The sequence below is a fragment of the Micromonospora echinofusca genome (assembly GCF_017614955.1).
GTDB classification, from domain to species: domain Bacteria; phylum Actinomycetota; class Actinomycetes; order Mycobacteriales; family Micromonosporaceae; genus Micromonospora; species Micromonospora echinofusca_A.
The window spans coordinates 1-2,553 of sequence record NZ_WVUH01000569.1 but is presented as its reverse complement, the minus strand read 5'-3'; the positions used below and the strand labels follow the sequence as shown (position 1 = coordinate 2,553).

The 2,553-nt window shown below is 74.3% G+C and carries 2 protein-coding genes; one reads left to right on the top strand and one right to left on the bottom strand.

Features of this window, described 5'->3' with window-relative positions; all coding sequences use genetic code 11:
• Positions 1-50: 50 nt before the first annotated feature.
• Positions 51-1,406 carry a serine/threonine-protein kinase gene (locus GSF22_RS32810; protein ID WP_208817794.1) on the bottom strand — a complete coding sequence of 452 codons (1,356 nt, stop codon included), beginning with the start codon at positions 1,404-1,406 and terminating at the stop codon, positions 51-53.
• Positions 1,407-1,983: 577 nt separating this feature from the next.
• On the opposite strand from GSF22_RS32810, the gene GSF22_RS32805 reads away from it, so the two are divergent.
• Positions 1,984-2,553 (top strand): RNA polymerase sigma factor (locus GSF22_RS32805; protein ID WP_208817793.1); only part of this gene is annotated, 570 nt, incomplete at its 3' end.

Below are 2,553 nucleotides of genomic sequence, written 5' to 3'. Positions count from 1 at the left end.
GGTCGGGGCAGGGGAGAGGTCGCCGGCCCGGTCGCCGTCGACCGGTCGGGCTAGCCGGTGGTGGTGCCGTCCTCGCCGCCGGGTGCCGCCGTCTGGCTGGGTACCGGAGTCGGCGGGTCGGACGGGACCGGGTCGGACGGCGCCGTGGTGGGCTCGACCGGATCGGGGCTGCCGGTCGGGCTCGGTTCGGGTGCCACCGGGCCGCTGGGTGCGCCGGTCGGTACCGCTGTCGGGGAGACGCTCGGGGTACTGCGCGGCCCGCTCGGCCGGTCCGAGCGGACCTCCTCGGTGGCCACCGGCTCGGTGGCCGGGGCGTCGGCGGTGGCGCTCGGGGCCGGTCCCTGCTGCGGCAGGTTGGTCGCGGGCGGACTCGTGTCGGACTGGAAACCCAGGGCGAAGGCGAGCCCGGTCAGCCCGACCAGTGCCGCCGCCACCGCGCCGACCAGGGCGGTCCGGCGTCCCCGGGGCCCGGCTGCGCCGCCACCCACCGCCGGCTGGTCGGTCAGGGTGTGCGGATCGAGATCAGCGGTACCCGTACCCGCACCTGCGGCGGCAGCCGCTGCCGGTGTGCCGGGCAGGGTCTGCCGGGCCGCACGGGCCGCCTCGGCGAACGCCGCCGCGCTGGGGAACCGGTCGGCCGGGTCCTTGGCCAGTGCCCGGGAGACCAGCTCCGCCACCGGGGCGGGGATCTCCGGTGGCAGCGGGGCCGGCTCGTCGTCGAGGTGCCGGACCGCCACCTGCAACGGGTTGTCCCCGGTGAACGGCGGGCCGCCGGTCAGGCAGCAGTACGCCACCGCGCCCAGCGCGTAGATGTCGGTGGCCGCCGACACCGGGCGCCCGGCGGCCTGCTCCGGCGCCATGTAGAGCGCGGTGCCGGGTACCGCGTTGGTGCTGGTGATACTCGTGACGTTGGTGGAGCGGGCGACGCCGAAGTCGACCAGGACGACCGTGCCGTCCGGTTGCACGAGCAGGTTGCTCGGCTTGACGTCGCGGTGGACGATTCCCCGGTTGTGCGCGGCGTGCAACGCCTGGGCGGCCTGCGCCACCACCGACATCGTCTCGGCGACGCCCAGCTGCCCGGCCGCCTCGATCCGCCGGGACAGCGGCTCGCCGTCGACGAACTCCATGACCAGGTAGTCGGCCCGGCCGCCATCGGCGAGGGCGTCCTCACCGCAGTCGAAGACCTGCACGATGCCGGGGTGCCGCAGTGCGGCCATCATCCGGGCCTCGGCCCGGAACCGGGCGATGAAGTCGGGGTCCGAGACCAGCGCCGGGAGCAGTACCTTCACCGCGACCTCGCGGCCGAGGACGACGTCGGTGCCACGCCAGACGTCACCCATGCCACCGGTGGCGATCCGCTCGTCCAGCCGGTAGCGACCGCTGAGTACGACTTCTGGAGACAGCACCGCAATACGGTACCCAGGGTGGTGATCGACTACTCGGGCCCGCACCCCGCCGCACCGCCGCTCGGACCGGGCGGCCGACCCGTTCGATCCGATCGGTCAGCCGGCGACCCCGTACCGTGACGACGGTCGCACCGAAGGTGCGCGGCGGTGTTGTTCCGTCCGCCCCGTCGATCCGGGCGGAACAGCCTGCTCAGGGTGGGTGCGTGTCCGGGCCGGGGCCGGTCTCCTCCCGGCCGGGGAGCGTTATCGGATGCAACGGTGTTACGTCAACTCGCCGGCCGATGTGATGGAGATATCTCACTGTTTCGACCGTGGACCGTAACTTGTGAGTAGCCGGGCGTACCCCTAACCTGGACCGCGCCCTGGGCCGCTACGGGACACCGGCCGCGTCGGACGTGTCCCGTCCGACCGGTACGCGCCGGGGCAACCGTCGGGACACGCGGTGCCCCGCCCTCCGGGTCGACGCGACACGGGCCGGAATCGATACAGCGGAGGCTCATGGTGCGGGTCACATACCGGCCGTGTCGAGTGCGGGTCGCCGGGGTCCGGCCCACCGACAGGTCCGGGTGGGACAGCGATGGCCACTGACCTGACCGCAGTGGTCCGCGCCGCGCAGGCCGGTGACGAGGCCGCGTTCCGGCAGCTCTACCGGACCCTGCAACCCGGTCTGCTGCGCTACCTCACCGCGCTGGTCGGCGCGGACGCCGAGGACATCGCCTCGGAGACCTGGCTCCAGGTGGCCCGGGACCTCGCCAGTTTCACCGGCCAGGAGTTCCGGGCCTGGACCGTCACCATCGCCCGCAACCGCGCCCTGGACCATCTGCGCCGGGAGCGCCGCCGGCCGGCGGTCCCCGTCCCGGTGCAGGAACTCGGTGAACTTCCCGCGACGTCCGACACCGCCGAGCGGGCGAGTGAACGCCTCGGTACCCGGGCGGCCATCGAGATGATCTCCCGGCTGCCGCAGCGGGAGGCGGAGGCCGTGCTGTTGCGGGCGGTCATCGGGCTGGACGCGGAGTCCGCCGGGCGGGTCCTGGGCCGCCGTTCCGGTGCGGTCCGTACCGCCGCACACCGGGGGCTGCGTCGGTTGGCCGCCGAGCTGCGCCAGCAGGGCGACCCGGCGGTGCCCGTCACCCGACCGGTCCCGTCC